This window comes from Nevskia sp., from assembly GCF_023266035.1.
Taxonomy (GTDB): domain Bacteria; phylum Pseudomonadota; class Gammaproteobacteria; order Nevskiales; family Nevskiaceae; genus Nevskia.
This window is the reverse complement of sequence record NZ_JAHFRY010000085.1, coordinates 1-21,842: the sequence shown is the minus strand read 5'-3', so window position 1 is coordinate 21,842 and position 21,842 is coordinate 1. Positions and strand designations below refer to the sequence as shown.

Annotated in this window: 19 protein-coding genes and 1 pseudogene; 13 read left to right on the top strand and 7 right to left on the bottom strand. The window is 64.0% G+C overall.

The window, feature by feature from the left end; all coding sequences use genetic code 11:
* The 3 genes from Q0D45_RS13905 to Q0D45_RS13895 all read right to left on the bottom strand — a co-directional run.
* On the bottom strand, positions 1–531 hold a 531-nt coding region (locus Q0D45_RS13905), incomplete at its 3' end, for an acetylating acetaldehyde dehydrogenase (RefSeq protein ID WP_293393838.1).
* A gap of 238 nt (positions 532–769) precedes the next feature.
* Entirely contained in the window at positions 770–2,341 is a 1,572-nt protein-coding gene (locus Q0D45_RS13900) for an NAD(P)/FAD-dependent oxidoreductase (protein WP_293393837.1), read from the bottom strand.
* A gap of 73 nt (positions 2,342–2,414) precedes the next feature.
* Positions 2,415–2,624 (bottom strand): hypothetical protein, encoded by a 210-nt coding sequence (locus tag Q0D45_RS13895; protein ID WP_293393835.1) that lies wholly within the window; start codon positions 2,622–2,624, stop codon positions 2,415–2,417.
* A gap of 186 nt (positions 2,625–2,810) precedes the next feature.
* On the opposite strand from Q0D45_RS13895, the gene Q0D45_RS13890 reads away from it, so the two are divergent.
* The 9 genes from Q0D45_RS13890 (at position 2,811) to Q0D45_RS13850 (ending at position 13,795) form a co-directional block, all read left to right on the top strand.
* On the top strand, positions 2,811–3,953 hold the full coding sequence (locus tag Q0D45_RS13890) for an acyl-CoA dehydrogenase family protein (RefSeq protein ID WP_366946452.1): 1,143 nt from the start codon (positions 2,811–2,813) through the stop codon (positions 3,951–3,953).
* Positions 3,954–3,996: 43 nt separating this feature from the next.
* Positions 3,997–5,550: a long-chain fatty acid--CoA ligase gene (locus Q0D45_RS13885; protein ID WP_293393831.1), complete on the top strand. Its 1,554-nt coding sequence runs from the start codon at positions 3,997–3,999 to the stop codon at positions 5,548–5,550.
* Between the two features lie 59 nt (positions 5,551–5,609).
* A complete protein-coding gene (locus Q0D45_RS13880) occupies positions 5,610–6,731 on the top strand; it encodes a fatty acid desaturase (RefSeq protein ID WP_293393829.1) in 1,122 nt (373 codons plus the stop codon).
* A 47-nt stretch (positions 6,732–6,778) separates the two neighbouring features.
* The gene (locus Q0D45_RS13875) at positions 6,779–7,762 is read left to right on the top strand and encodes a nitronate monooxygenase (RefSeq protein WP_366946451.1); all 984 of its coding nucleotides are present in this window, start codon (positions 6,779–6,781) and stop codon (positions 7,760–7,762) included.
* A gap of 85 nt (positions 7,763–7,847) precedes the next feature.
* On the top strand, positions 7,848–8,987 hold the full coding sequence (locus Q0D45_RS13870; protein WP_293393825.1) for an acyl-CoA dehydrogenase family protein: 1,140 nt from the start codon (positions 7,848–7,850) through the stop codon (positions 8,985–8,987).
* A gap of 164 nt (positions 8,988–9,151) precedes the next feature.
* Positions 9,152–10,045, top strand: coding sequence for a VOC family protein (locus Q0D45_RS13865; protein WP_366946450.1), 894 nt, complete (start codon positions 9,152–9,154; stop codon positions 10,043–10,045).
* Positions 10,046–10,094: 49 nt separating this feature from the next.
* On the top strand, positions 10,095–11,207 hold the full coding sequence (locus Q0D45_RS13860) for an alkane 1-monooxygenase (RefSeq protein ID WP_293393821.1): 1,113 nt from the start codon (positions 10,095–10,097) through the stop codon (positions 11,205–11,207).
* A gap of 100 nt (positions 11,208–11,307) precedes the next feature.
* On the top strand, positions 11,308–12,636 hold the full coding sequence (locus tag Q0D45_RS13855) for an NAD(P)/FAD-dependent oxidoreductase (RefSeq protein ID WP_293393819.1): 1,329 nt from the start codon (positions 11,308–11,310) through the stop codon (positions 12,634–12,636).
* Positions 12,637–12,724: 88 nt separating this feature from the next.
* Positions 12,725–13,795 carry an NAD(P)-dependent alcohol dehydrogenase gene (locus Q0D45_RS13850; protein ID WP_293393817.1) on the top strand — a complete coding sequence of 357 codons (1,071 nt, stop codon included), beginning with the start codon at positions 12,725–12,727 and terminating at the stop codon, positions 13,793–13,795.
* 118 nt (positions 13,796–13,913) lie between these two features.
* Here Q0D45_RS13850 and Q0D45_RS13845 read toward each other — a convergent pair whose 3' ends face one another.
* On the bottom strand, positions 13,914–14,651 hold the full coding sequence (locus Q0D45_RS13845; RefSeq protein ID WP_293393815.1) for a GntR family transcriptional regulator: 738 nt from the start codon (positions 14,649–14,651) through the stop codon (positions 13,914–13,916).
* A 213-nt stretch (positions 14,652–14,864) separates the two neighbouring features.
* On the opposite strand from Q0D45_RS13845, the gene Q0D45_RS13840 reads away from it, so the two are divergent.
* The 4 genes from Q0D45_RS13840 (at position 14,865) to Q0D45_RS13825 (ending at position 19,252) form a co-directional block, all read left to right on the top strand.
* Positions 14,865–16,340, top strand: coding sequence for an aromatic ring-hydroxylating dioxygenase subunit alpha (locus Q0D45_RS13840; protein ID WP_293393813.1), 1,476 nt, complete (start codon positions 14,865–14,867; stop codon positions 16,338–16,340).
* 56 nt (positions 16,341–16,396) lie between these two features.
* Positions 16,397–16,891, top strand: a complete 495-nt coding sequence (locus tag Q0D45_RS13835) for an aromatic-ring-hydroxylating dioxygenase subunit beta (RefSeq protein WP_293393811.1) — start codon at positions 16,397–16,399, stop codon at positions 16,889–16,891.
* An 8-nt stretch (positions 16,892–16,899) separates the two neighbouring features.
* Positions 16,900–17,901: a 4-hydroxythreonine-4-phosphate dehydrogenase PdxA gene (locus Q0D45_RS13830; RefSeq protein WP_293393809.1), complete on the top strand. Its 1,002-nt coding sequence runs from the start codon at positions 16,900–16,902 to the stop codon at positions 17,899–17,901.
* A gap of 145 nt (positions 17,902–18,046) precedes the next feature.
* Positions 18,047–19,252: an outer membrane protein transport protein gene (locus tag Q0D45_RS13825; protein WP_293393807.1), complete on the top strand. Its 1,206-nt coding sequence runs from the start codon at positions 18,047–18,049 to the stop codon at positions 19,250–19,252.
* 378 nt (positions 19,253–19,630) lie between these two features.
* On the opposite strand, the gene Q0D45_RS13820 is transcribed toward Q0D45_RS13825, so the two are convergent.
* From Q0D45_RS13820 to Q0D45_RS13810, 3 genes and pseudogenes are all read right to left on the bottom strand, one after another.
* A complete protein-coding gene (locus Q0D45_RS13820) occupies positions 19,631–19,930 on the bottom strand; it encodes a hypothetical protein (protein WP_293393805.1) in 300 nt (99 codons plus the stop codon).
* A gap of 170 nt (positions 19,931–20,100) precedes the next feature.
* Positions 20,101–21,345 (bottom strand): OmpA family protein, encoded by a 1,245-nt coding sequence (locus Q0D45_RS13815; protein WP_293393803.1) that lies wholly within the window; start codon positions 21,343–21,345, stop codon positions 20,101–20,103.
* Positions 21,346–21,545: 200 nt separating this feature from the next.
* A pseudogene (locus Q0D45_RS13810) lies at positions 21,546–21,842 on the bottom strand (sorbosone dehydrogenase family protein); the annotation flags it as partial.

The window sequence follows — 21,842 nt, the reverse complement described above, 5'->3', positions numbered from 1 at the left end:
CGTCTCGGTGAACTCGTCGATGTTGGCGCGGGTTCCCGGGCCAGCCGACTTGCTGCTGATCGAAGCGACGATCTCGGCGTAGTGAACCTTCGCGACCCTGGACACTGCGGCCACGATGGGAATCGTCGCCTGACCGCCGCAGGTCACCATGTTGACGTTGGGCGCCGCCCGGTGGGATTCGAGATTGACCACCGGCACGCAGTACGGGCCGATGGCCGCCGGCGTCAGATCCACCATGCGGATGCCCGGCTTGAGCTTGCGCAGGAAGGCGTCGTTCCTGACGTGGGCGCCGGCGGAGGTGGCGTCGAATACGATGTCGATCTCGTTGAAGATCGGTAGCCGGGTCAGACCCTCAACGCCTTCGTGCGTCGACGCAATGCCGAGGCGCTGCGCGCGCGCCAGACCATCGGAAGCGGGATCGACGCCCACCATCGCGCCCATTTCCAGATGCTTGCCGTGGCGCAGGATCTTGATCATCAGATCGCTGCCGATGTTGCCGGGGCCAATCACCGCACATTTGATCTTGTTCATCTCTGTCCTCTATTCCGGTGTCGGCGTGTCGTATTCGAATGCGGCGAGTGACCCGAGCCCTTCGGGGTCGACCACGGGCTGGTCTGCGAGCGAGGCCATGAAGCGTGGGAACTCTGCATCGGGAATCTCCAGCGCGTCCCTCCAGAACTCGCCTTGAATCAGGAGGTCGCGACACGCGCTCTGTTGTCGTCTGTTCAAGGCTTGCGCCTCCATCGATCCAGCATTCCGTCCCGAGGCTTCAGATCGCCATGTGCTTCGAGGAATCGATGCCCAGGTCTTCCATGATCTTCATCGCCGTGGCTCGGCCGCCGCCGGTGATGGCACCACCCGGATGCATGAACGGCCCGGTGAGATAGAGACCGTCGGCACCTGGCACCGCGTATTGCGCGAGGCGCGGAGTAGGGCGGCGCCCCATCAACTGATGCTGGAACATGCCGATGCCCATGAAGTCGCCTCCGGCGAACGACGGCGACCATTCGTTCTGATCGGCCGGCGATTCCGACATGCCGGCGATGATGTTCTCCGGCCCCATGTTGGTCGTGTACTTGCGGTACTCGTCCATCATCCACTCGCGGGTGCGCTCCGCGACTTCATGACTCCAGCCGCCGTCCTTCAGCACCTTCGGCGCGAAGTTGAAGAAGTACAGCGTGTGCTTGCCGGCTGGCGCCCGTGAGGGATCGTGGACGGTCATGTGGGCGAGGATCGCAGCGAGGCGGGTCGGCAGACGACCGGCGCCGACATCATCGAACACCTGCTTCATGTCGGCGAGCTTCGAGGGCACGGCTTGTACCAGCAGGGCGTCGTTGACTTCTGCGCACTTGTACTTCGGTGCGTCGTGCAGCGCCCAGTGCGTCATCACGCCGCTGTGGCTGGACAGTTCGCAGCGCCGGGCTTCGGCGACCATGTCCTCATCGAGTCCGGCCACCATGTCACCGAGATGATGCGGATGGATGCTGCCGATCACCGCCTTCTTCGCGAAGATCTGCTCGCCGTCGGCCAGCTCGACACCCTTGGCCTTGCCGCCGCTGACGAGGATCTTCTTGACCCAGGTGTTGGTGCGGATCACGCCGCCGTGGTGTTCGATGCACTTGCCGAGCGCGTCGGAGAACGCCTGCACGCCGCCGTAGACGCCGGACTCTTCCTGGGTGTGGGCGACCGCCGTCGCCGTGTAGAACATCAGGCCGGTGCCGCGCGCTTCCGGATGGAGCAGGAAGATGCCCATCCATTTCATGAAATGGATCTTGACCTTCTCGCTCTCGAACATCTCGTCGAACAGCGCTGCGCAACTCATCATCATGCCGCGCAGCAGTTCCTGACCGAGCGGGCTCTGGTCGAGCATCATCGCGAACTGGCCATAGGGAATCGGCGGCTTGAACATCGCCGACTTCAGCAACGGCGCCATCATCACCACCCGGGTGACGAAGGCGCGATAGGTCTCGGCATCCTTCTGCGAGAACTTGGCGATCGCCTCGCAGGTCTTGTCCAGCGACACGCAGGTGCTCATCCAGGTCTCGTCGTCGTAGACCGTCGCGATGGTCTTCTCCGGCGTGAAGAAGCGCAGGCCGAACTTCGATTTCAGCCCCAGTTCATCGTCCTTGATCATCGGATTGGCCATCACGATGATCAGGCCGGTGGCATGCGGCTCGTGCTGGAAGCCGGGCACGGTCAGCTCGCGATTGACCAGGCCGCCACCGATCACCGGATTCTTGTCGAGGACACAGACGCTCATGCCGGCCTTCGCCAGATAGGCGGCAGCCGACAGGGAATTCGAACCGCCGCCGGCGACAACGACATCGTATTGCTGACTCATCGGATAGCTCCTCCGCTATGCGTGATGCTGGATTGTTCGATCAGGACCGGCTCTGTCTGGCCGGTTCCGGATTTCAGGACTTGCGAAACGGGAAGCTCAGCAGAAACAACCAGAGCCGCCAGGGTTTGATCAGCCCGAAGACACTGCGCACTTCTTCCGGCGTCAGCCGTCCCTTGACCGGCATGGCGCCCATCACCGTTCCGCGAAATTCCAGATAGTTGCCATTGCGCTCGACGGTCTTGACCTCCATCAGGATCGTGCCGTCGGTATTGAAGATCTTCATGCGGGGCATCTCATCGTGGGTTCGCCATTCCGTCCGCCACACGGGCGTCGCGGACAGGGCCGTGTATCTAACATGCTGACATGTTAGCATCGTCGGGCCGATCTGCAAGTCAGGGACAAGCCTGTGTTCGCGAACCCAATCGGGCACCGGCTGGCGAACCACCCCCCGCTGGAGGATGACCCGATGATGCTGCCCCGCACCCTCTTCAATTCAGAGCACGAAGAGTTCCGACGCACCATTCGCCGCTTCTTCCTCGAAGAAGTGATTCCGCACCAGGAGCGTTGGGAAGAGCAGGGCTACGTTCCCCGCGAGTTGTGGAAGCGGGCGGGCGAACTCGGCTTTCTCTGCATGGGTGTGCCGGAGGAATACGGCGGGCTGGGTGCAGACCGACTGTTCGCGGTGGTCCTGATGGAGGAGAAGGCGCACACGCGGGCGACCTCGACCAACTTCGAGGTCCACTCCGACATCGTCGGCGGCTACATCCAGCACTTCGGCACCGAGGCGCAGAAGCAGCAGTGGCTGCCGAAGATGGCCACGGGCGAGGTCGTCGGTGCCCTGGCCATGACCGAACCCAGTGGCGGCTCGGATCTGCAGGCGATCAAGACGACGGCGGTGAAGGACGGCGACGACTACCTCATCAACGGTTCCAAGATCTTCATCAGCAATGGTTGGCACGGTGACATCTTCGTCGTCGCGGTGCAGACCGAAACGGGAATCGAGGGCAAGCGGCAGATCTCGCTGCTGCTCGTCGAAGGCGACCGCCACGGATTCACCAAAGGCAAGCCGCTGAAGAAGATCGGTCTCAAGGGGCAGGACACCTGCGAGCTGTTCTTCGAGAACGTTCGGGTGCCGCAATCGAACCTGCTCGGCGGCGTCGAAGGCAAGGGCTTCAAGCAGCTCATGCAGGAGCTGGCCTTCGAACGCCTCACCGTGGCGATCCAGTGCGTGCAGGCTGCGCGCTCGTCGCTGGAACTCACGCTGGATTACACGCGCAGCCGCAAGGTCTTCGGCAAGCCTGTGATGGATTACCAGAACTCGCGATTCAAGCTGGCGGAGATGAAGTCCGAGATCGCGATTGCGCAGGTCTTCGTCGACCGCTGTATCGAGCAGGCCCTGCAGCACCAGCTGACGCCGGAGGCTTCGGCCACCGCGAAGTACTGGGTGTCGGAGCTGTACTGCCGGGTCGTGGACGAGTGCGTGCAGCTGCACGGTGGCTACGGCTACATGCTCGAGTACCCGATCGCACGCGCCTACTGCGACGCCCGCGCGAGCCGCATCTATCTCGGCGCCAACGAGATCATGAAAGACATCGTCGCGCGAACGCTGTAGCCAGAACCGGCCTCAGAGCCGGTCGAAGAAGGAGGAGAGATACATGAGCGATGCACGGTCTGCGAGAGGTCCGGAACCGACCAGCGTTGGCGAATGGTTCCGTCGACGTGCCCAGCGCGATCCCGAAAATATGGCGCTGAGTTTCGAAAGCCTGACCTATACCTACGGCGAGCTGCAGGTCGAGGTCGAAAGACTCTCGGCTGTCCTGGCTGCGGGCGGTGTCGCCAAGGGCGATCGGGTTGCATTTCTCGGCCTGAATCACGCCATCGCGCCGATCACGCTGATGGCGGCCTCTCGCCTCGGCGCCATCTTCGTGCCGGTCAACTTCCGCCTCAGTCCCGAGGAGATCGCCGCGATCATCGTCGATGCGGGCGTGCACACCTTGATCGTCGATGAGGGCCTGGCACCCGCCGTGGACAAGGTGCGCAAGGAGCTGCCCTGCCAGCGCTACCTGCGCCTGGACAAAGCGGTCGAAGGATGGGAGTCGCTGTCCTCGTGCCTGGCTGCTGTCCAGGACACGCCGGCCGCCGTCGATGGCCAGCCCGAGGATGTCGCGATCCTGATGTACACATCGGGCACGACGGGCAAGCCCAAGGGCGTGATGATGAGCAACGACAACGTCTGGTTCGCGACCTTGAGCGGCGTGCTCACCATCGATCTGACGTCGCGGGACACGACGCTGATCTGCCTGCCCCTGTTTCACGCGGCGGGCCTGTGCATGCTGCTGCTGCCCACGCTGATGGCCGGCGCACACGCGACGTTGCTGCAGGGCTTCGATCCCGACCGCGTGCTGTCGGAGCTTGAGCGGCAGAAGGTGACGGTGAGCATGCTGGTGCCGACGATGATGCTGATGGTCAGCCAGCGGCCGGCCTTCGATGGCGCCGATCTTTCCGCGATGCGCCTGATCATTGCCGGCGCAGCGCCGGTGCCCGAGCCGCTGCTGCGCACGTTTGCCTCGCGCAAAATTCCGGTCAGCCACTGCTACGGCATGACCGAGACGACCTCGCTAGCGAGTTCACTGGCCGCGCACAAGGCGATCGACAAGCTCGGTTCCTGTGGTCGTCCGACGATGATGACGGAGTTCCGGCTCGTCGATGGAGAAGGTCGAACGGTGACCACGCCGGGTGAACGCGGTGAGGTGTGCATGCGCGGTCGCTGCATCACGCGCGGCTACTGGAACCAGCCGGACACCACGGCCAGCGCGATTCGCGAGGGCTGGCTGCACAGCGGCGACATCGCCTGGTTCGACGAGGACGGCTACTTCTATGTCTGCGACCGTCTCAAGGACATGGTCATCAGCGGTGGCGAGAACGTCTATCCGGCCGAAGTCGAAAGCGTGCTCTACGACCATCCCGCCATTGCTCAGGCCGCGATCATCGGTATTCCGGACGAACGCTGGGGCGAGCGCGTGGCGGCGGTGGTGGTGCTCAAGGCGGGGCAGAGCCTGGATCTCGAAGGCTTGCGCGCCTATGCCGAAACGAAGCTCGCGCGCTACAAGCTGCCCAGCGCGCTGATTCTGACCGATGCGCTGCCGCTCAATTCGTCGGGGAAGCTCTTGAAAACGGAGCTTCGAAAACGCTACGCGAGCACCTCATGAAACCTTTCTAGTCTCAAAGAAGAGCGCCATACAGAGCGCCATGCTGCGAGGAGAATCAAATGTTCGACTACCTGCGTTATTACCTGTCACCGCTGATTCTGCTGGCTTCGGTCTATGGCCTGTACCTGGGCGGCCCCTACGTCTGGATCAGCCTGCTGAGCCTGCCGGTGCTGGCAATCGGGGACGCGTTGCTGCCACGCGATCTCGCCTCACGCCACGTGCGCCACGACAGGCTCGCGCTGGTGCCGGTGGTCCTGTCCTGCATCCTGTGGGGTGCATCGTTCGTGCTGCTGGCCTGGCAGGCCGGGCATGGCGATCTGTCGACGGCCAATCTGATCGGCGCAATCCTGTCTACCGGTTGGATCGGGACCATCGTCGGGCTGCCCGCGTACCACGAGCTGCTGCATCGACGCGATCCCTTGATCCGCAATTTCGCCCTACTGATGCAGGTGTTTCTGATGGACGGTACACGTGACATCGGCCATGTGACCGCGCATCACATTTACGTGGGAACGCCGAAGGATCACGACACCGCCGTGCGCGGCGAGACCTTGTACGGCTTCATGTGGCGCTCAGCGGTACGCAACTTCGTCCTCGCGCAGCGGCTGGAGTGTGAGGCGCTCGAGAAGCGAGGCAAGGGACGCTGGTCGATCGGGCATCGCCTGTGGTGGGCGGTTGGCTCGCTGCTGGCCTTGATGGTCGCAATGTTCCTGATCGGTGGCTGGCCCGCGGCGGGAGCGACCCTGGCGGCCGGCCTGATGTCGCGCTTTCTGCTGGAGGCCTTCAACTACTTCCAGCACTACGGCCAGGTGCGCAGGGAAGGGGCGCCGATCTGCAAGCGGCACGTCTGGAACCACCTGGGCATGCTGACTCGCGCGATGACGTTCGAGATCACCAACCACGCCGAACATCATCTCAACTCCTACGCGCCTTACTACGCGAACAAGCCCGATCTCGGCGCGATCCGGATGCCCAGCGTGTTCATGTGCTTCATCGCCGCGCTGGTCCCGCCGCTCTGGCATCACCGCATCATCATGCCGGCGTTGAAGCGGTGGGATCTGGAGTTTGCGTCGCCCGAGGAACGTGAACTCGCGCGCGCCCAAAACCGCGCGGCGGGCTGGCCGGACTGGTTCACCGAAACGACGCAAGCCCAGACGCAGAGCGGGGCCGTCGCGCGCTGAGCCCGCATTTTTTCCTGGCAACGTATCCGCCTAAATCGAGAACCTCGATGTCGATTCCAGCATCCCTGCAGCATCTGCGCCTTCCGATCATCTGTTCGCCCCTGTTCATCGCCAGCCAGCCGCGGCTGGTGATCGAGCAGTGCAAGGCCGGATTGGTCGGATCGTTCCCGGCGCTCAACGCGCGACCGGCCACGCAACTCGCGGACTGGATCGACGAGATCAGTGAGACCCTGGCCAGCGCCGCGTCCGAACCCGGCCGGGAATACCCGGTGGCCCCGTTCGCGGTCAACCAGATCGACCACGCGTCCAACCCGCGCGTAGATGAGGACATGAAGGTCTGCGTGGATCGCAAGGTCCCGATGATCATTTCCAGCCTGCGCGCGCACAAGGAATTCATCGACGAGGTTCACCGCTATGGCGGTGTCTACTTCCACGATGTCATCAACATTCGCCATGCGCGCAAGGCGATCGAGGCCGGTGTCGATGGCCTGATCCTGGTGTGTGCGGGCGCGGGCGGGCATGCGGGCACGATGTCGCCGTTCGCCCTGCTCAGCGAGGTGCGCGAGATCTTCGACGGCCCGATCGTGCTGGCGGGCGCGATCAGCACCGGCAGCGGCGTGCTCGCCGCGATCGCGGCGGGTGCCGACTTCGCCTATATGGGCACGCGCTGGCTGGCGACGCCGGAGGCCGTCGTGTCCGACGCCTATCGGCAGATGATTGTGGACTCGGCCGCCGCCGACATCCGTTACACGGATTACTTCAGCGGCGTGTCCGGAAACTACCTGGGCAAGAGTATCGCCGCCGTCGGCATGGACCCTGACCAGATTCCCAAGCGCGATCCGGACAAGCGCCTGGATATGTCGGAAAAGGACACGAAGGCGAAGATCAAACCCTGGCGCGATGTCTGGAGCGCGGGGCAGGGCGTCGGCACGATCCACTCGGTGCAGACGGTGCGAGAGATGGCCGATCAGCTTGATCACGAATACCACGCCGCCGCTGTGCGCACCGCAAGAATCGCGGCCTCCGCATGAATTACTGGAAACGACCGGTCGTGATCGATCAAGGGTTGCCGATCTCCGCAGACACGATGGGCCTTGTCATCGGACTGGCCGCGTGATGCTTCCGCGCACATTCCAGAGTGCCGAGGCTGATGCGTTTCGCGACACGGTGCGGCGCTTCTTCGAAGAGGAAGTCGCGCCTCAGCATGTGGGCTGGGAGGAACGAGGCTTCGTCGATCGCGCCATCTGGAAGCGCGCGGGCGAACTCGGGCTGCTGTGCCTGACCATTCCGGAGGAGTACGGCGGTGCCGGTGCGGATCGCCGCTACTGCGCGATCCTGATGGAAGAGCTGGCGCGTGCGCGGGTCAGCGGGATGAGCTTCCTGAGCTACACCGAAGTATTCGCCACCTATGTGCTGCGATTCGGCACGGAGGCGCAACGCCGACAGTGGCTGCCGCGCATCGCGTGCGGCGAGATCGTTTGCTGCGTGGCCATGACCGAGCCCGGCACGGGTTCGGACCTGCAAGCGATCACCACGCGTGCACGCAGGGATGGCGACGACTACGTCATCGACGGCGCCAAGACGTTCATCAGCTATGGCAGTGCTGGCGACCTTTACGTGGTGGCGCTCAAGACGCGCAACGAGACGTCCGGCAAGGACGAGATCTCGCTGATGCTCGTCGAGGGCGACCGGCCCGGTTTCACCAAGGGCCAGCCGCTCGCAAAGATTGGCCTGCGCAGCCAGGACCTGTGCGAGCTGCGCTTCGACCAGGTTCGGGTGCCGTGTGCAAATCTGCTCGGCACCGAGGGACGCGGCATGGCGATGCTCATGCAGGAGCTCGCCTGGGAGCGGATCATGATCGCGATCCCGGCCGTCGCCAGCGCGGAGCGGGCGCTGGCGGACACCGTGGCCTACACGCGCGAGCGCAAGGCGTTCGGACAAGCCGTGTCGGACTTCCAGCACAACCGCTTCGCGCTGGCGGAGATGAAGTCCGAGATCGCCATCGGACAGGCCTTCGTCGACCGCTGCGTCGAGGCCTACATGGACGGCAGCCTGAGCACCGAAGCCGCCGCGGCGGCGAAGCTATGGTGCACGGAGCTGCTGTGTCGCACCGTCGATCGCTGCCTTCAGTTGCATGGCGGGTACGGCTACATGGAGGAGACGCCGATCGCGCGGGCCTGGCGCGACGCGCGGGTGTCGCGGATCTATGCCGGCACCAACGAGATCATGCGGGAGATCGTGGCTCGCAGCCTGTGAAGGTGGCCGGGCCAAGCTCGCACTACGGGAGGTCTCATCGGCGTCGATCAAGGCTGCGAGTCTCGCCTGTTGATAGCAACATGCTGACATGTTAGTGTCCCGGGACCTGATCCAATGATGCGGGTTACACGCGTCCGGATCGCGGCATAAACGCTGGAGGAAGAATGATCGGAGTGACCGAGCTGGGTTATGTGGGTCTGGAAGTCGCAGACCCTGCCGCGTGGAAGGATTACGCGACGCAGTGTGTCGGCATGGAGATCCTCGACGATGGGGAGTCCGACCGCTTTTACCTGCGCATGGACAACTGGCATCACCGATTCGTGGTGCATACCGGCCAGCGCGACGACATGGTCTACATGGGCTGGCGTGTGCCCGATGCGCAGGCACTGGAGCGCGCCGAGCGTGTGCTCAAGGAAGCCGGCATCGACTGCCGCGTGGCAACGCCCGAGGAAGCGGCGGAGCGCCACGTGCTCGGGTTGCTCAAGCTGCACGATCCGTCGGGCATTCCCACAGAAATCTTCTGGGGTCCGCGCGTCGACATGCATCTGCCGTTTCATCCGGGTCGGCGCATGCACGGACGATTCCTCACTGGCGAGCGCCAGGGACTGGGCCACTGCCTGATCCAGGCGAAGGATCCGGTTGCTACCTACAAGTTCTACAGCCTGCTCGGCCTCAAGGGCGCCATCGAGTACCACCTGCAGACGCCGATGGGCTTGGCCAAGCCGGTGTTCATGCACTGCAACGATCGGCAGCATTCCGTCGCCTTCGGCATTCCCAGCGACAAGATGCTGAATCACATGATGCTGGAGTACACCGAGCTCAACGATCTGGGTTTTTCCCATGACATCGTGCGCAAGCGGGGCATTCCGGTGGCCCTGCAACTCGGCAAGCATTCCAACGATCAGGCCCTGACTTTCTATTCCGCCACGCCGTCCGGCTGGCTGATGGAACTGGGCTGGGGTGCGGTCCCGTCCAACGACAACCAGCAATATCACCTGCTGGATGTGTTCGGTCACGGGCCCGAGGCCACGGGCATGGGGCTCGACGTCGAGCTCTGAGTCGGCAAGCAGATACGGCCTGTTACGAAATAAGCGGCACGGAGGAACGATGTTCGATTACTTGCGCTACTACCTGTCCCCGGCCACGCTGCTGTTCGGTGTCGTCGGCCTTTACCTTGGCGGCAACTGGGTCTGGCTGGGTCTGGCCACCTTGCCGCTGCTCGCCATCGGCGACTCGATCCTGCCGCGCGATCTGGCCGAACGTCGCATCACCAGCCTGTTCTGGGCGTACATCCCGGTGCTGCTGTCCTGCCTGCTCGCCTTCGTCAGCTACTCGCTGCTCGCGTGGCAGATGGGGAGCGGTACGCTGGACTGGTACAACGTCGTGGGCGCGGTGGTTTCGACTGGCTGGATCGCGACCATCGTCGGCATCCCCGCCTTTCATGAGTTGTTCCACCGTCGCGAAGCCTTCCTGCGCAATATCGGGCTCGTACTGCAGGTGATGTATGGCGATGCCACGCGCGAGATCGCGCACCTCGTCGGGCATCACATCGAAGTCGATACGGTCCTGGACTCGGACACCGCCCGGCGCGGGGAGACGCTCTACACCTTCGGCTTCCGGGCCGCGCGCGGCAGCCTGACGACCTCGCTGCAGATGGAATGCGAGGCGTTGGAGAAGCGCGGCCGCGGCCGCTGGTCGATCCGCCATCGCATCTGGCGCGCGCTGGCCGGCATGCTGATCTTCCAGGCCATGATGTACGCCGTCGGCGGCTGGGCTGCCGTGGCCGCCTGCTTCACCGCAACCATGCTCGCGCGCTTCCTGCTGGAGAGCTTCAACTACTTCCAGCACTACGGGCAGGTCAGAGTGGTGGGCTCACAGATCAAGAAGCATCACGTGTGGAATCACTTCGGTGCGCTGAGCCGTTCGATGACCTTCGAGATCACCAATCACTCGGACCATCATCTCAATTCCTACCTGCCGTTCTACAAGCTCAAGCCGGATCGCGACTCGGTGATGCTGCCCAGCGTGTTCGTCTGCTTCATGGCCGCGCTGATCCCGCCGCTGTGGCATCGCCTGATCATCATGCCGGCGCTCAAGGAATGGGACCTCCGATACGCCTCGTCCGCCGAGCGTGCGCTGGCCCGCGATCAGAATCGCGCCGCAGGCTGGCCGGACTGGTTCGCCGAAGTTGGGGACGGCCCCGTCCCCGCGCGAACCTGACACACCCGCGCAGGGCTTGGGCTGGATGCCGATGGGCGTCCAGCAGCCACGCGCGCATCACCGGAATGAAATCCGGAAATAGATTCAGGGGAATGGAACGATGAACTTTGCCGTCATCGGCGCGGGTGCCGCCGGTTGTGCCGCCACCTATACGCTGAGCAAGAACGGACACAGGGTGCAGGTGTTCGACGGCGCCGACGCGGTGGGCGGACGTACGCGCCACATCCAGCGCGAGGGTTTCAGCCTGCCGAGCGGAGCGCTGTTCCTGATGGAGGGGCTGTATCCGCGGGCCACCGCGCTGATCGAGGAAATGGGGCGCCGGCGTGAACTGATTCCCTGGGGTGGCGAGACCCAGTTGATCGACGAGGGCGGGCGGCGCTACGCGGTGAACTTCGTCCGCATGATGACCTACCTATCGCTGCCGGTGCTGACGTTCGCCGACAAGCTGCGGCTGCTGATGACCGGCGCGAAGCTGATGCTCAGCCCGTCGCCGAAGAATCCCTTCGACGGCGCCGATCTGGCCCCGTTCGACAAGGGCGACAACGTCGAAGCCTGGGCGCGGAGCAATCTCGGTGATCGCGGTTTCGACTACATCATCCGGCCGATGATGGACTTTCTCACCGCCGCGCCGTCGCGGGAACTGGCCACGGCCTTCCCGCTGGCGATGGTCAAGAACGCGCTAAAAATCAAGCTGTCAGTGCCGCCGCAGGGCATGGGGCAGATCTGCGACTGGATGATCGCGGCCAGCCCGGGCGCGAAGCTGCATCTGTCGACGCCGGTGGAACGTGTCGAGCGCCAGGGCAGCGGTTACCGCGTGGTCACCAAGGCGGGCGAGGTGCACGACGTGGACGGCGTCGTATTCGCCACCGAGGCCTTCGAGTCGGCCCGGCTCATGGAGGGCTTCCTGCCGCAGGCGCCCGCGGACAAGCTCGTGCACCTGCGCTACGGCAAGTACGCCACCGTCTCGCTCGCCTACAAGCGCAATCCCTGGCCGGACTTTCCGGCGGACATGGTGCTGCCCGCCGGCAAGCAGATCAGTATCAACTGCCTGATCCTCAATAGCCGGCGACAGCCAGGCTCGGTGCCGCCGGGCGGCGAACTGGTCACGATCTACTTCACGTCGCCGTTCCTCGAGACAATGAGCGACGAGGACATCCGGCGCGAGTCCATCGAGGCCGTCACTCGCGTGTTCGGACCCGCGCCCGAGCCGGACTTCGTCCACCTGTTCGTCTATCCGCGGGGCATCAGCTACTCAAGCCCCGGAACCTACGCGCGCATGGATTCGGTTCACGGCGAGTTGCCGCCGGGGATACGGCTGGCCGGCGATTACTTCGCCAACAACAGCGTCGAAACCGCCATCTCCAGCGGCGAGCGAGCAGGGCAGGCCCTGCACCGGTTCTCGCAAGTGAAGGCCATTGCCGGCCAGTGACCGGACAGATCGACTTCCGGCTTCCCCGCACCGACCAGGAGACAAGAACATGGGCAGCATGACAATCAGAGCCGCAGTGACACGTGCCGTGGGCGCGCCCTGGTCCATCGAGACCGTTGAGCTTGCGGAACCACGCGAGGACGAGGTCCTGGTTCGCATGGTGGGGGTCGGCATCTGCCACACCGATCTGTCCTGTCGCAGCGGCGCACTTCCGGTGGCGCTGCCCATCGTGCTCGGTCACGAGGGATCTGGCGTCGTTGAACGCATCGGATCGAAGGTGACACGCGTGCGCGTCGGCGATCACGTCGTGCTGAGTTTCGATTCCTGCGGTCAGTGCCGGAACTGCCGTCACGACAGCCCCGCAACCTGTTTCGAATTCTTTCCGCGCAATTTCACCGGCAAGCGCACCGACGGCACCACGCCGATCCAGCAGAACGGCGCGCTGATCCACGCCGTGTTCTTCAGTCAGTCCTCGTTCGCCACGCACGCGATTGCGCGCGAGGTGAACACGGTGGTGATCGACAAGGATCTTCCGCTCGAACTGATGGGGCCGCTGGGGTGCGGCATCCAGACCGGGGCCGGTGCCGTCGCCAATTCGCTGGGCCTGCGCGAGGGCGACTCGCTCGCGATCTTCGGGGCCGGCGGCGTCGGCCTGAGCGCACTGCTCGCCGCACGCGCGCTCGGCGCGGGCAGCGTCATCGTGGTCGAACCCAACGAGAAGCGTGCCCGTTTCGCCCAGGAACTCGGCGCCACGCACGTGGTGAATCCAATGAAGACGCCGGACACGCTGGCCGAAATCCGCACGCTCGGTGGTGGCGGCGTCAATTTCGCCTTCGATACCACTGGTATCCCCGCGGTGATCGGCGCGGCCGTGGAGGCCCTGCTTCCCGGTGGCGTGCTCGGCATGGTCGGCGGACCACCGCCGGAGGCGATGATGCCCGCCAACCTCATGAGCATGCTGTTCCGCGGCGTGACGGCGAAGTACATCATCGAAGGCGACTCGAATCCGCAGACCTTCATTCCCAAGATGCTCGACTGGTATCGGGCGGGGCGATTCCCGTTCGACAAGCTGATCGGCAAGTTCCCGTTCGAGTCGATCAACGAGGCTGCGCACGCGGCCGAGACCGGGGACGTCATCAAGCCCGTGCTGGTCTTCTGAAAGAGGACTGTCGCTGCTTGCGCCAAGGCAGGCCTATCGATTCAGTCGTCTAGCAAGCAGCCGAATCAATAATGATGCCGCGGCGGTTTGCGGAGTCGGGCGCGTGGGGAGGAAGCGCTCAATCCTGGATCAGCCCGGCCAGCGCCGGCTTGTGGCGGATGTGTGCTTCCACCAGTTCCGACGCCAACTTCGCGTCGCGGGCGACAATCGCCTTCGCGATCGCCGTGCGTTCGCGGCTCAGCTGCTTGGCGGCCGCCGGCGCCAGCTTGGGCGTGCCCTGCCACAGGTAGAAGTTCGACAGGCGCCGGATGCCGCCGATCTTGCCTTCCAGCAGCGGCGCACGGGCCATGTGCCAGATCTGTTCGTGGAAGCGGTCGATGTAGGCGATGTAGGCCTTGCGCTGAGGCTGTGCGTCCAGCGAGGCCAACTCCGCCGGCGGCGCGATGGCCAACAGCTCGGCACCCTCCGGGTCCTCGTAGCGCTCGGCCGCGAGTGCAACGACCGCGCTCTCGATCTTGCTGGACACGAGGAAGTAGTCGTCGATCTCGCGCGGGGAGGGCGCCATCACGCGGCAGCCGACGTGCGGGATCACGTCTACGTACCCGGCGGCGCGAAGGTGAAGGATTGCCGTGCTGACAGGTTGCCGGCTGACGCCGAACTCTTCCGCGAGCATGTTGAAGGAGAGCATCTGCCCCGGCTCGTAATACCCCAGCGTCAGGCGCTGCTCCATGAGGGCCACAATCTGGCCCCCCTTCCCGGTGGGGTCCGGCATGCGGTTACGGGCCCCCCCGATGTGCACCCTGTTTTCGGTGCGATCGAGCGAGGCGCGACCATTGGAATTACCAACAAACGTCATATGGTGCTCCGGATTCATGCGTCGACAAGCAACATCAATGCCTGAAAGTTTGTCATGCCGTCGCGCCACGCGCATCGTCCGGCACTCGGCGCGCTGAAAGATCTGCGAGGTTGAAATTCGTCTCTCGCTTCACTAACATGTTGGCATGCTACAACCTGCCGCGAGGCCAGTCACCTGTGTGTCGGCAGACCGCCGATCGCGAGGAGAGAATCCATGCTCGATGCGCCCCTGAGTAGTGTCCCCATCACATCGTCGTCCGAGCCGTGCCTGAAGCTCGCAGATCTCACCTCAGGCCGACATGGCGATCACGCTCCGGTGCTCCTCCCCCGGGAAGCGCTCGGCCGCCTCCGTGAAGACCTGCTCGGTCCCGCCCTGGCGCGACATGAAGGCGACGTGTTCCTCGGTGCGCGCAACATCTACACCGACCGGGAGCTGTTCGAGCTGGAGATGAAGCATCTGTTCGAAGGCGGCTGGGTCTACGCCGCGCACGAAAGCCAGATGCCCAAGCCGCACGACTTCATGAGCTTTACGGTCGGGCGTCAGCCGGTGCTGCTCACGCGCGATGCAGATGGCGCGGTCCACGGCTTCTACAACGCCTGCCTGCATCGGGGCGCAAGGGTGTGTCGCGAAAAGGTGGGCAATCGCAAGGTCCACATGTGCCGCTTCCACGGCTGGTGCTACAACAACCGTGGCGAGTTGGTGAACGTGACCGCCGAAAAGGACGGCGCGTACCCGACAGGCTTCAACCGCAAGGACTTTGGCCTCGTGCCGTTGCCGCACGTGGAGAGCTATCGCGGCTTCATCTTCGTGTCGCTCGGTGCGGACGTGATTAGTCTGAAGGAATTCCTCGGTGATGCCGCCCGCTTCATCGACGTGCTGGTGGACCAGTCGCCGACGGCGGAGCTGGAAGTCCTGAGCGGCGAGACCGCGTACACGTATTCCGGCAACTGGAAGCTCGCGGCCGAGAATGGCGTGGACGGTTACCACGTGCCGACGGTGCACCAGAATTATTTGATGACGGTGGCGGAGCGCGCCAAGACCCCAACCGACGGTGCGCCGACCAAGACCTTCGACATCTCGAAGTGGGGCCAGGGCGAGGCCGGTTTCTTCGGCTTCGCCAACGGGCATGCCTTGCTTTACGGCCCGTACTTCAACTACGAGGATCGCCCCAGCTATTCGCAGTACGACCACTACGCCCAGACTCTGAGCCCGGAGCACGCGGACTGGATCGTCAAGCGCTTCCGCAATCTGTTGCTGATGCCGAACGTGCTGCTGATGGACCAGATGAGTTCGCAGATCCGCCTGATCCGGCCGATCTCCGTGGACCTTACCGAAGTGGTGACGTGGTGCATTGCGCCCAAGGGCGAAGCTCCGGAGCAGCGCGAGAAGCGTATCCGCCAGTACGAGGATTTCTTCAACGCCGCTGGCATGGCCACACCCGACGACCTGGCCGAATTCCGCAACTGCCAGCTCGGCTATGCCGCCACCGGCGTCCCCTACAGCGACCTCTCGCGCGGGCAGCAGCGCTGGGTGCAGGGTGCCAACGAAACCGCGCAGCGTTTCGGGATCAAGCCGCTGCTGAGCAGCACGCAGACCTCGGACGAAGGTGTTTACGTCGCCATTCTCGATCAGTGGCGTGAGCGCATGACACAAGCGGTTGACCGCGAACTGAAGAAGGCGGCGTCATGAACACCCCACGAAGTGAACAGCTACTTCGCGGGTTGAGTCCCGAAAGGGCGAGCGTCATGAGCGTCGGAATTGAAGTCTGGCATTCGGTCACGCAGTTTCTCGGCGTCGAGGCGCTGGCGCTGGACACGCGTGACTGGAAGCGCTGGCTGTCGTTGTACACCCTGGACTGCACCTATTGGCTGCCGGCCTGGCGCGCGGATGGCGAGTTGGTCGAGAACCCGAAGACCGAGCTGTCGCTGATCTACTACAACAGCCGTGTCGGTCTCGAAGGCCGGGTGTTTCGCATCGGCACCAAACGCGCTGCCTCGGCCCAGCTGCTGCCGCGCACCCTGCACATGCTCAATCCGGTGGCGATCGAACGCAGCGAACAAGGCCTGCGGCTGCGCACCCACTGGACCGTGCACTCGAATTACGAAACGCGCGTCGCCAGCCATTTCGGCTATGCCGAGTACGAGCTGGTGGCCGATGGCGAGAGCTGGCTGATCCGCTCGAAGAAGACCGTGCTGCTGAACGATCGCGTTCACGAAGTGCTCGATTTCTACAACGTGTGAGCACGCCCTTGTCCACGCCGCCGCTGAAGCGCCCGATCATCGGCATCGTGGCTGGCGACCCCAATGGCATCGGTCCGGAGATCCTGGTCAAGGCCTGGGCGTCGAAAGCCTTGCACCCTGGCTGCCGCCCATTGGTGATCGGCAGCACGCCGGTGATCGAGCAGGCGATCCGGCTGGTCGGCGCACCGCTGTTGGTGCGCAGCCTGGCCGATGGTGTGGCGCTGCCCGCCGACTGCGGCGACGACGTCGGCAGGATCGACGTGCTCGAATCGGCGGCTTTTCCGGTGGCCGCCATCCATCACGGTCAGGACACCGCAGCGGCCGGCGCGGTCAGCGGTGCCTGGCTGGATCATGCCGACCGTCTCGCACGCAGCGGCGTGCTGGCCGGCACGGTGATGGGCCCGATCAGCGCCAAGGCCATGGACATGGCCGGCGTGCTGTCGTCGATCGCCAGCCACAAGCCGGGGCACGAGGCGGCCTATCTGCTGCTGCGCTCGGGCGCCCTGGTCATCGCCCATCTCACCGACCACCTGCCGTTGCGCGAGGTTTCGGCGGCAATCACCCGGGCGGCGGTCTCGACGCTGATCGGCAAGCTTGCCGAAGCCATGGCGCTCTGGGGGCTGGGGGCAGGGAGGATCGGTGTAGCCGGCTTCAATCCGCATGCCTCAGGGCTGGAAGAGAAGAACGAGATCGCCCCGGCCATCGACCAGGCTCGCGCGGCAGGAATCGATGTCGACGGGCCGATCAGCCCGGACTCGATCTTCCGCCACTGCATCGAGGGCCGTTATTCGGCGGTGATCGCGATGTACCACGACCAGGGCCATATCGCGATCAAGACCTGGGGCTTCGCCGGCAACAACGTGGTGTTCCTCGGCCCGCCGTACCCGCACACCACGGTGGCGCATGGCGTCGCCTACGACCTCGCCGGCACTGGCCAGGCGGATCATTCGATGATCCAGAACGCCATCCTCAACGCGGCGTCGCTGGCAGCGGGGCGGGGGTTTTACTAGCAGCGATCGCGTTCGCCACGCTCGGTGGCGGCCACGGGGCATCGCAGGACCAGTCACGAACTCATCTGCGGAACTAGGGACCATGCTTCGTTCGATAACCGTTTCATGCGTAGCGTTGCTGCCGACTCTCTGCATCCCGCACGTCGTGTCGGCCTCGCTTGGCCCTTTCGAACACGGCTCCGGCATCAAGGCGATGGGGGCAGGCGGCGTGTCCTACGTGGGCGCGCAGGAAACCACCGCGCTGGCCGCCAATCCCGCGCATGCCAGCGCCTTGGGCCAGCGCTACGACATCGGACTGGACTTGATGCTGATCCGCCCTGACAGCAGCATTACAGGCAACGCCTTGGCGCCCGACGAGCGTTACCCGTCGGATGGTCGTCGCTGGTATCCGATCCCGCAGGCCGGTTTTGCAATGCCGCTGAACGAGCGCTGGGCCTTCGGCGTGACCATGCTGCAAGCCGGCCTTGGTCCGGACTACACCCGCAGTCCCTATGCGCGTTTCGGAGGCGGTTCGCGTGCGTCGCTGACCCTGGGCTCGGCGAGCATCGCGTCGGCGCTCGCCTGGCGGCCCGTGGAGCAGCACAGCTTCGGCGCCGGCCTGGTATTTGGCTACGAGTTCCTCAGCGTCAAGGGCTTGGAGTTTCTGACCTCTACCGATCCGCAGTTCCAGGTCTCGACCACGCCGGACCGGGTGACGAATCAGGGCACGGACGGCGCACTCAGCGTTGGCTTCACGCTGGGCTGGACCGGTCAGCTGACGCCGCAACTCTCCGCCGGCGCCGGCTATCGCTCCAAGGCCTGGACTCAGAAGCTCAAGGCCTATCGCGGCCTGCTGCCGGACGGCGGCTCGCTGGAGTTGCCGGCGGTGTTCGGCGTTGCTTTCGCCTGGCAGCCGCAGGACGCCTGGACGGTGGCGCTCGAATGGCAGCACTTCGCGTACGGCGCTGAAAAAGCGTTCGGCAATCCGCTTTCCAGGCTTGCCGAAGGTCATCTGCTGGGCTCGCCCGACGGCCCGGGATTCGGGCTGCGCGACCAGGACGCCTACAAGCTCGGGGTCAGCTGGAAAGTCTCGACGGATCTGGAGCTGAGAGCGGGTTATCTGCGCGCCAACCAGAGCATCCAGCGCTCCGACACCTTGTTCGCGTTGCAGGCGCCGGTCGCATTGACGACGCATTACACGGCAGGCTTCACCCAGGCGCTGGGACAATGGGAACTGACTGGCGCGCTGGTCTACTGTCCGCGTCAAAACGTCGATGGCAGTGGGTCGATTCCCGAGGGCTTCGGCGGCGGAGAGGCCAACGTCAACAATCAGTTTTCCTCGATGGGGCTGTCGCTCGGGCGCCGTTTCTGAAATTTTATAATGACTTACAGGCCTGCCTCCATGCGGGCCTTTTTGTTTTGCCTGTTCCTGAGCAAGTCAGGGCCGGCCGCGCCTGGATTGAACGGAGAATCGATTCCGCGGCCCTTCAATTCACATACGCTGCGGTTGATCTACCGACCTGTTCGGGGCGCCAGAGATTCTTGCTCGCTATGTGCTGTACCGAACGTCGGCGATCCTGAGTCGTGATTCAAAATGAGCCTGATACAAGGTGCGATGCGAACTATCGTCACTTTGTTCGATGGGGCGCCGAGGCTGTCAACACGGAGCATCCGGCTTCGGCTTAGCCAAGCGCACGCTGGCCTGGCCAGTGGCATGGCGAGGCCCGCGCAATCCTCGCGCGGGCTTTTTTCACCGGGAGATCGCGATGGCGCTGGTCTGCGTCTCGAAGTGTTCTCGGTCGAATACCTGCTGCTGTTCGACAGTGGCGAGATACGCTGGATCCGCGGTCGCGGCATCGCCGCCAGCAAGGCCGATGGCCTGATCGATCAAGTCATCCTGCAGGCGCTGCAGTTGGCCCAATCCCGTCATCCGCGCCTGCCGCCTGGCTGCCCACGGACCCTCATTGGCGGTCGAATCGACCGCCTCTTTTTCAGCCTGCCGCGAAAACTTGATTGGGCCAGCGCGCTGACGTCCGCCGACATTTCGCATGCCTTGGCTTCTAGCAAGCGGCGCCCAACAAAAAACCCCCGAACTTCGGGGGTTTTTCTTTCAACGAGACTTGCCAGCGACCCTCTGCATCACGATGCGCGATGCTCAGATCACTGCTCTCCTGCAGCGATGCAAGTGCATCGCTGCAGGAGAGTTGTAGCCAGCCTCGGTTACTTCTTGGGAGCCGCGGCCTTCTTCGACGCCGGCGTCGGCGCCTTCTCGATGACCTTCACGGAGGCCGGCTTGTTCAGCACGGTGAACTCCACGCGACGATTCTCGGTACGGCCTTCCTCAGTGGCGTTGTCGCCCACCGGGTTGGCTTCGCCGAAGCCCTTCGCAGTCAGCTGGCTGCTCGGCACGCCCTGGCTGATCAGATAGACGCGAACCGCATCGGCACGGCGCTGCGACAGCTTCTGATTGTAGGAATCGGAACCGAGCGAATCGGTGTAACCACCGACCTGCACCGACAACGCGGACTGGCCGTTCAGCGCAGTGGCCACTTCATTGAGCGACACCTTCGAGGGATCGGTCAGACGATCCTTGTTGAACTCGAAGTTGATCGAGCGCAGCGTGACCTTCTGCTCGATGATGCAGCCATCGCGGTCGACCTTGAAACCGCGCGGAGTACCCGGGCACTTGTCGAGGTTGTCCGTCACGCCATCACCGTCGGTATCGACCGGAGGCGGAGGAGGCGGCGGCGGGGGTGGTGGCGGAGGCGGTGCTGCCGCAGGCGGCGGCGGAGGCGGTGCGGCTTCTTCGCCGAACGAGTAACGAATACCGAGCATCGCCGACTGCGCACGATAACGGGATTCGACGTCCGGACCAGGACCCAGGTCCAGGTTGCCCTTGGCGCTCTGGATCCAGCGGTAATCAGCCGAAACCGTCAGGTGCGGGGTCAGGTCGACAGCGACGCCACCACCACCCTGGTAGGCGAACTGCACGGTGAAATCGTTGGAGGCCGAATAGCCGCGCAGACCGAAGCGCGTGGCACCGACACCGCCGCCGACGTACGGATGGACGACGCTGAAGAAGCCGCTATCGGTACGGATGTCGTACCAGAGGTTGGCCATCGTCGAGTAGGCGTTCTCGAAGCCATCCGCCTGCACGCGTGCGAGGTTGCCGACACGAACGCTCTCGACATCGTTGCGGCGGTAGCTCAACTCGAGCTCCGGACGCAGACCAAACGAGGTGGTGGTGCCGAGCACGAGGCCGCCGATCCAGCCGTTCTTCAGCGGATCGCCGAAGCGGACATTGCTGTCGACCACCGGACCATAGAGATTCTGATCTGCCTTCCAGTTGGCGCCACCTTCAATCCCGATGTAGCCGCCTTCGCCGGCGTGAGCCGTGAAGACGTTGCAGAGCGCAACGGTGGCTAACCCAGCGATTGCGGGGAGGGACTTCTTCATCTGTTTCATCGACAACTCCTGTGTGGAACGGTGGCCAGAACAATCGGCCTGTTTTTAGATGTCTACGCTTCGCCTGCGCTCTGGCTGTACGGGACTACCGCAGGCAGATGAGCACCTGGCGTGCCTGCATCGGCGGTTTGAGCAAATGCGGGAAGAAAGGGAGGGCCCTGAACGGGACAGGGCCTTTACAGCTGGGTTTCAGCCTGCCTTCAAGGCGCAGAAGTCACGCGCCATATGGTGTTGCCGACATCGTCGGCAACCAGCAGCGCGCCATGGGTATCAAGCGCCACGCCAACCGGCCGGCCCAGCGCCTTGTCGTCTTTGTCGATGAAGCCGTCGAGCACGTCAGTCGGTGTGCCGGAAGGCTTGCCGTTGGTAAAAGGTACGAACAGCACCCGGTAACCGCTGCGCGGCTTGCGGTTCCAGGAACCGTGCTGGCCGATGAACATGCCGCTGCCGACCGCCGATGCGATGCCGCTCTTGCCGTTCGATGCCGCCAGCCCCAG

Bases quoted from the DNA above. Each gene is read 5' to 3' on its own strand.
- Q0D45_RS13895 (WP_293393835.1), bottom strand. From the start codon at position 2,624: ATGAAGATCTTCAATACCGACGGCACGATCCTGATGGAGGTCAAGACC.
- Q0D45_RS13860 (WP_293393821.1), top strand. From the start codon at position 10,095: ATGTTCGATTACTTGCGCTACTACCTGTCCCCGGCCACGCTGCTGTTC.
- Q0D45_RS13855 (WP_293393819.1), top strand. From the start codon at position 11,308: ATGAACTTTGCCGTCATCGGCGCGGGTGCCGCCGGTTGTGCCGCCACC.
- Q0D45_RS13835 (WP_293393811.1), top strand. From the start codon at position 16,397: ATGAGCGTCGGAATTGAAGTCTGGCATTCGGTCACGCAGTTTCTCGGC.
- Q0D45_RS13875 (WP_366946451.1), top strand. From the start codon at position 6,779: ATGTCGATTCCAGCATCCCTGCAGCATCTGCGCCTTCCGATCATCTGT.
- Q0D45_RS13885 (WP_293393831.1), top strand. From the start codon at position 3,997: ATGAGCGATGCACGGTCTGCGAGAGGTCCGGAACCGACCAGCGTTGGC.
- Q0D45_RS13880 (WP_293393829.1), top strand. From the start codon at position 5,610: ATGTTCGACTACCTGCGTTATTACCTGTCACCGCTGATTCTGCTGGCT.
- Q0D45_RS13840 (WP_293393813.1), top strand. From the start codon at position 14,865: ATGCTCGATGCGCCCCTGAGTAGTGTCCCCATCACATCGTCGTCCGAG.
- Q0D45_RS13815 (WP_293393803.1), bottom strand. From the start codon at position 21,345: ATGAAACAGATGAAGAAGTCCCTCCCCGCAATCGCTGGGTTAGCCACC.
- Q0D45_RS13845 (WP_293393815.1), bottom strand. From the start codon at position 14,651: ATGACGTTTGTTGGTAATTCCAATGGTCGCGCCTCGCTCGATCGCACC.
- Q0D45_RS13865 (WP_366946450.1), top strand. From the start codon at position 9,152: ATGATCGGAGTGACCGAGCTGGGTTATGTGGGTCTGGAAGTCGCAGAC.
- Q0D45_RS13870 (WP_293393825.1), top strand. From the start codon at position 7,848: ATGCTTCCGCGCACATTCCAGAGTGCCGAGGCTGATGCGTTTCGCGAC.
- Q0D45_RS13890 (WP_366946452.1), top strand. From the start codon at position 2,811: ATGCTGCCCCGCACCCTCTTCAATTCAGAGCACGAAGAGTTCCGACGC.
- Q0D45_RS13900 (WP_293393837.1), bottom strand. From the start codon at position 2,341: ATGAGTCAGCAATACGATGTCGTTGTCGCCGGCGGCGGTTCGAATTCC.
- Q0D45_RS13820 (WP_293393805.1), bottom strand. From the start codon at position 19,930: ATGCGAAATGTCGGCGGACGTCAGCGCGCTGGCCCAATCAAGTTTTCG.